The following is a 5,971-nucleotide window of genomic DNA, read 5'->3' as shown; positions in this document are numbered from 1 at the left end:
GTGGCCGGCGGCCGCGTTCGCCGCCGGCCAGGCGCTCTACCTGGCCGCGGCGACCGTCCTGCTCGTCCTCGGCCGCGAACGCGCCCTGCTGTACGCGCTGTCGCCGCTCGCCGGAGCGCTGCCCGCCTTCCGCTACGACCTCCCCGACGCGCTCCGCGTCGCCCTGCTCCTCACCTCGCTCGGCGCGACGGCACTCTTCGCCGCCGCCGCCCTGCGTCCGGCCCCGGCGCCCGACCCGTCCGGCAGCGCGCACCGCCGCGCCGGGCCGCGGCTCGCCGACTTCCTGCCGTACGGCCTGCTCGGCGCCTTCGCCGCCCTCATCCAACTGCCGCCCGCCGCGACCGCCGCGCCTTCCGTCTCCGACCGCCCCCAACGCCCCGCCGGCCCCCCGCTCGCCGCCTCCCTCCCCTACGGGCTCTTCGGGCTCGGCACCGGGCTGCTCGTGCTGTACGCGGCCGTGGGGGACGTGCTTGCGTCGGCTGGGCCTGTCGACGTCGTCGCGGCGCCCTCGGCGGTGGCGCTGACGCTCTCCATGGGGCCGGCCGAGTGGTTGCTGCATCGGTTTCGCGGGGAGAGCCGGGTCGGGCTGCGGGTCACCACCACCGCTCGCGCGTTTCGTCGGGCCGCCGCGGCGACGCTGGCGCTCTGCCTCGGCGGGTACCTCGCGGCGCTGCTGGTGCTCGCGCTCGTCGGCATCCTGGTCTGGCCGGGGGCGGGATCGCCCGAGCCGGGGCGGTTGTTCGGGCTGCTGCTGGTCGGGGTCGTCCTGTGGTTGGGGCTGCTGTTGCAGGCGTTCGGCGCGGTGTCGAGTGCCGCGCTCGTGTGCCTGCTCGCCGCCGCCGCGCAGATCACCGTCCCGGAGGCGGGCCCTGCGATCACCGGGACCGCGGCCGCCGTGCTCGCCGTCCTGAGCTGTGCTCTGCTGGTACGGCCGACCGCTCACCGAGCCTAGGGGGACCCGCCCTTGACCCCGTCCTCCCTCCTCGTTCCGTACTACGAGCACCCCGCCGAGCGCCCCGAGGGCTGGGCCGCGCTGCTGGCCGCCGCGCCCCGGCTGTACGGCGTCGTGCTCAACCCGGAGAACGGCCCCGGTCCCGCCGCCGACCCGGCCTTCGCCGACGTCGCCCGGCGGCTGCGCGCCGTCGGGGTCCGGGTGCTCGGGTACACCGACACCGACTACGGCCGCCGCCCGCAGGCCGAGGTCGTCGTCGACCTGCTGCGGCACCGCGACTGGTACGGGGCGGACGGCGCGTTCCTGGACCAGGTGCCGACCGGGCCGGAGGCCGCCGCACACTTCCGCCGGATCGGCGTCGCGGCCCGTGCCGCCGGGGCCCGCACCCTGGTGTTCAACCACGGCGCGCAGCCGCACCCCTCGTACGTCCCGCTGGCCGACCTGCTCGTCACCTTCGAGGGCCCGTGGGACACCTACCGGGACCTGGACCTGCCGCCGGGCGACCGGTACTGCCACCTCGTGTACGCGGCCCCGGCGGACGCCCGGGTGACCTCGCCCGTGCAGTGCACAGTGCCGGGCGCCGGCGCGCACCCGTGGGGCACCCTGCCGCACGCGCTGGACGTCGGCCGCTGAGACGGCTGCCGGCGCGGCCCGGTCTACGGCCGGACGAGCGTCAGCGCCACCAGCGCGGCGGTCGCCGCCGTCTCCTCCACCGCGCCGAACACGTCGCCGGTCACCCCGCCGAAGCGGGCCACGCAGCGGCGCAGCAGCAGAGCCGCGGCGGCGAGCGCGGCGGCCGCGGCCAGCAAGTGGCGCAGGGCGTCGTACGGGGAGAGCAGCCAGCCCGCGGCGGTGCAGGCGGCCAGGACGGCGGCGGTCATGGCCACGGCCGAGCCGGGCGGGACGGTGCCGGCGACCATCGCGCCCAGCCCCTCCGGGCGGGCCGCCGGGACACCGGTGCGCGAGGCGTGGGTGAGCGCGAGGCGGGCGACCACCGCGGCGACGACGGCCCCGACCGCGCCGCGCGCCCAGCCGTCGGCGTACAGCGTGGCCAGCGCGGCCACTTGGGCGAGCAGCGCGAACAGCAGGGTGATCACGCCGAACGGGCCGATGTCCGACTGCTTCATGATGCGCAGCGCGTCCTCGGCGGGCTTGCCGCTGCCGAGGCCGTCCGCGGTGTCCGCGAGCCCGTCGAGGTGCAGGCCCCGGGTGAGAAGGGCCGGGACGGCGGCCGAGGCGACGGCGGCGAGCAGCGGGCCCGCGCCGAGCAGCAGGAGCGCCCCGCCGAGTCCGCCCGCGAGGAGCCCGACCACCAGCCCGGCGAGCGGGGCGCAGAGCATGCCGGCCCGCGCCGCGTCCCGTTCCCAGCGGGTGACACGGGCGGGGAGCACGGTGAGCGTGCCGAAGGCGAACCGGATGCCGTCCATGCGCCGCACAGTATCCGCCGCCCCGGAACGGTAAGTTGCGCATACCGCACGAATACCGGGCGAAAGGGCAGAGGGTGGCATGGGTCACTGGTTCTACCGCAACATCATCGAGCCCGGGAAGCTCCCGCTGCTGCTCGCCCTCGGCTCCTTCGTCCTGACCTTCCTGATCACCCGCACCATCACCCGCCTCATCCGGGCCGGGAAGGGCCCGTTCCGCAATGTCTCCGGGGCCGGCGGAGTGCACATCCACCACGTCGTCCCGGGCGTCGTGCTCACCGTCCTCGGCGGCTTCGGCGCGGTCGCCAGCGGTCGGGAGGGCGCGTCCGGCGCCGTGTTCGCGGTGGTCTTCGGCATCGGCGCGGGGCTGGTGCTCGACGAGTTCGCGCTGATCCTGCATCTGGACGACGTGTACTGGACCGACGAGGGCCGCAAGAGCGTCGAGGTCGTCGTGCTCACCGCCGCGCTCGCGCTGCTCGCCCTGTCCGGCTTCGCGCCGCTCGGCGTCAACGAGCTCTCCGCCGAAGAGCGCCAGGACCGCGGCGTCGTCCTGGCCACCCTGGCGCTGAACTTCCTCTTCGTGCTGATCGCCCTGTTCAAGGGGAAGTTCCGGACGGCGGTCTTCGGCGCGCTGGTGCCGTTCGTGGCGATCGTCGGGGCGGTACGGCTCGCCCGCCCCGGCTCGCTGTGGGCCCGCAAGGCGTACGCGCGACGGCCGAAGGCCCGGGCCCGGGCGTCGCTGCGCGCCATCCACCACGACCGCCGCTGGGACGGGATCGCCCGCCGTCTTCAGGACCTGATCGGCGGCTTCCAGGAGCGGGTCCCGGCCCTGCCGGCCCGGGGCTCGGGGAGCCGGGGCTCGAACGGGGGCTCCGGCGCGGGCGGTTCCGGCGAAGGCGGCTCCGGCTCCGGCTCCGGCTCCGACGGCCCGGACCGCCGCTGACGCCGGGTCAGAACCACGCGCACCACCGCGCACACCGCCGCCACCGCGGCGATCGCCGCCAGATGCTCCTTCCCCGCGAGGTTGTTCTTGACCATCACCTCGACCGCCATCGCCACGACCACCAGGCCCCCCGTGAACCAGGCCCGATGCGCCCAGCACACGTACACCGCGAGCCCGACGACCGCCGCCGACGGCCCGGTGTCCACGACCTGCGCGTCCGAGGCCGGCAGCCCCAGCGGCCCGTCCGGGCCGAGCGCGATGCCGAGTCGCGCGTACAGCGTCCCCGCCAGCGTCGCCAGATAGGCGAGGCCCAGCGTCCGCCACCGCCCCAGGCAGATCTCCGCGATCCCGAACACCACCAGGACCTGCGCCAGCGCGCCCCACACCGGCAGGTCGAGCGCCGGCACGAACAGCGACAGTGGCGTTCGCAGCAGCGCGAGCCACAGGGGCTCCGCGGCGCGCACGGCCCCGATGTTCTGGACCGGCTGGTACCCCCAGTCCTGGTTCTGCACCAGCTGGAACAGTGCGGTGAGGCAGACGGAAGCGAGCGTCAGGGGTATCGCGCGCCACTTCCTCGTGACGAGCGCCGTCCGCACGCGGGGGAACAGCGCCCCCCACTCCCTGCGGGCGAAGCTCCGTACGCCCCCGCTCAACGGCCGCTCTCCAGATGTCTGCGATGCATCCACTTCGGCAGGCCCGGGGCCTCCAGGAATCCTTCGGCTCGGCCCGCCGCGACACCGATGCGCAGCAGGTCGGCACTCTTCTCGAAGAGCATGAAACGGGGCTCCCAGATCGGCCGGTACTTGGCGTTGGCGCGGTACAGCGACTCGATCTGCCACCAGCGGGAGAAGAAGCTGAGCAGCGAGCGCCACAGGCGCAGCACCGGTCCCGCACCGAGCCTCGAGCCACGTTCGAAGACGGACCGGAACATCGCGAAGTTCAGTGAGACCTGAGTGATCCCGATCTCCTCGGCGCGCTGCAGGAGTTCGATGACCATGAACTCCATCAGGCCGTTCTCGGAGTCCCGGTCGCGCCGCATCAGGTCCAGCGACAGGCCCTGGGGCCCCCACGGCACGAAGGACAGCACCGCCCGCAGGTCCCCGTCCCCTTCCCCTTCCCCATCGCCGATGTCCCTGACGTCCCTGCACTCCAGCATCACGCAGCGGCCGTCGGCCTCGTCCCCGAGCCGGCCGAGCGCCATCGAGAAGCCTCGCTCGGTCGCCCCGTCCCGCCAGTCGTCGGCCTTGGTCAGCAGCTCGGCCATCTCGTCGGCGGGGATGTCCTCGTGCCGCCGGATGCGGACCTCGTACCCGGCCCGCTTGACCCGGTTGTACGCCTGCCGGACCGTCCGCATGGCCCGGCCGTCCAGGGTGAACTCCTTGGTCTCCACGATCGCCTCGTCGCCCAGCTCCAGGGCGTCCAGGCCGTGCCGGGCGTAGATCGTGCCGGCCTCCTCGCTCGCGCCCATCACGGCCGGGATCCAGCCGTGCTCGCGGGCCTCCGCCAGCCACGGCTCGATCGCGCCGGGCCAGGCCTCCGGGTCGCCGATCGGGTCGCCCGAGGCGAGCGAGACCCCGCCGACCACGCGATAGGCGACGGCGGCCTTCTCGCTCGGGGACCACACGACGCTCTTCTCGCGGCGCAGCGAGAAGTAGCCGAGCGAGTCCCGGTCGCCGTGCTTGTCGAGCAGCGCCCGCAGCTTGCGCTCGTCGTCCGCGGTCAGCGGGTCGACCGCGCGGCGGGAGCGGAACGCGGCGAACAGGACCGCGAACAGCAGCAGCGTGGACATCACGTTGATGGTGACGTCGACCCAGCCGGGGGTGGCGATGGCGGGAAATTGGGAGTCGTCGGCGGCCAGCGTCACCAGCCGCATCACGCCGTACCGCCAGCGCTCCAGGAAGGTGGAGGGGCCGGTGGCGGTGTTGGTGACGGTGACCAGGAAGGCGGCGAACAGCGAGGTGACGAGCAGGCCGCCGACCGCGACGAGCGCGGCGAGCAGCGGGTTGGAGCGGTCGCCCTTCGCGTAGAACTCCTTGCGGCCGAGCAGCAGGGAGACGACGAAGGCGGCGGTCAGGACCAGCGAGACCCAGTTCTGCGCGTGCTGCCGGATCTCCGGGAGGATCATGGCCAGCGCGAACAGCAGCAGGAACACGCCGCTGAGCACGATGTTCAGGATCCAGGCGGCGCGCTTGCGGCGGCGCATGGTGACGGCGAGGAGCAGCGTGAGGGCGCCGGAGGCGAAGCCCGCGGTGAGCAGGTACGGGGTGAAGTAGTCGTCCGTGTTGTGGCGGCGGAGGTCCTGGCCGAGAGAGACCCAGACCGCGCTCAGGAAGTTCACGAACGTGACGGCGCGGAGATACCAGACGGCGAACGCGGCGCTGCGGCGCGAGCGGGCAGTGCCGGGGGCGCGGGGCGCAAGCTCGGTGGACAAACGGACCTCTCCCATGAAACGCGATGATATGGGGCATCACGCGCCAAGATGGGCGAGGCCGCGGTCGCCCGGTTATGGGCGGCCGCGCCGTCGCGTCAGTCCGAATCGCTCTCCACCGGCTCTGTGCGCTCCGGCAGTTCGGCCGCGAGCGCGGCAGCCGCCTGCACGAGGGGGAGCGCGAGCAATGCCCCGGTTCCTTCTCCCACAGTGACGCCCTGATC

Annotated in this window: 5 protein-coding genes and 2 pseudogenes; 3 read left to right on the top strand and 4 right to left on the bottom strand. The window is 74.2% G+C overall.

Translation table 11 applies throughout. The features are described from left to right. Together VIU94_RS30400 and VIU94_RS30395 are read left to right on the top strand one after the other, a co-directional pair. A pseudogene (locus tag VIU94_RS30400) lies at nt 1–952 on the top strand (hypothetical protein); the annotation flags it as partial. Between the two features lie 12 nt (nt 953–964). Continuing rightward, the gene (locus tag VIU94_RS30395; protein WP_331916206.1) at nt 965–1,585 is read left to right on the top strand and encodes a spherulation-specific family 4 protein; all 621 of its coding nucleotides are present in this window, start codon (nt 965–967) and stop codon (nt 1,583–1,585) included. A 23-nt stretch (nt 1,586–1,608) separates the two neighbouring features. Here VIU94_RS30395 and VIU94_RS30390 read toward each other — a convergent pair whose 3' ends face one another. Continuing rightward, nucleotides 1,609–2,379 carry an adenosylcobinamide-GDP ribazoletransferase gene (locus VIU94_RS30390; protein ID WP_331916204.1) on the bottom strand — a complete coding sequence of 257 codons (771 nt, stop codon included), beginning with the start codon at nt 2,377–2,379 and terminating at the stop codon, nt 1,609–1,611. A gap of 79 nt (nt 2,380–2,458) precedes the next feature. Between VIU94_RS30390 and VIU94_RS30385 the strand changes: the two are divergent. Beyond that, a pseudogene (locus VIU94_RS30385) lies at nt 2,459–3,226 on the top strand (hypothetical protein); the annotation flags it as partial. Here VIU94_RS30385 and VIU94_RS30380 read toward each other — a convergent pair. From VIU94_RS30380 to VIU94_RS30370, 3 genes are all read right to left on the bottom strand, one after another. Then, complete coding sequence (locus tag VIU94_RS30380) at nt 3,166–3,972, bottom strand: hypothetical protein (RefSeq protein WP_331916202.1); 807 nt, start codon at nt 3,970–3,972, stop codon at nt 3,166–3,168. The pseudogene VIU94_RS30385 and the gene VIU94_RS30380 sit on opposite strands and share 61 nt — an antisense overlap. Beyond that, complete coding sequence (locus VIU94_RS30375) at nt 3,969–5,765, bottom strand: phosphatidylglycerol lysyltransferase domain-containing protein (protein WP_331916200.1); 1,797 nt, start codon at nt 5,763–5,765, stop codon at nt 3,969–3,971. The genes VIU94_RS30380 and VIU94_RS30375 overlap by 4 nt, the downstream gene beginning before the upstream one ends. 80 nt (nt 5,766–5,845) lie before the next feature. Further along, a complete protein-coding gene (locus VIU94_RS30370) occupies nt 5,846–5,956 on the bottom strand; it encodes a nicotinate-nucleotide--dimethylbenzimidazole phosphoribosyltransferase (RefSeq protein WP_414721038.1) in 111 nt (36 codons plus the stop codon). Nucleotides 5,957–5,971 lie beyond the last annotated feature (15 nt).

This window comes from Streptomyces sp. (genome assembly GCF_036566765.1).
GTDB lineage: Bacteria > Actinomycetota > Actinomycetes > Streptomycetales > Streptomycetaceae > Streptomyces.
Note: the sequence above shows the minus strand (reverse complement) of the source record. Positions and strands in the feature narration are given on the sequence as shown.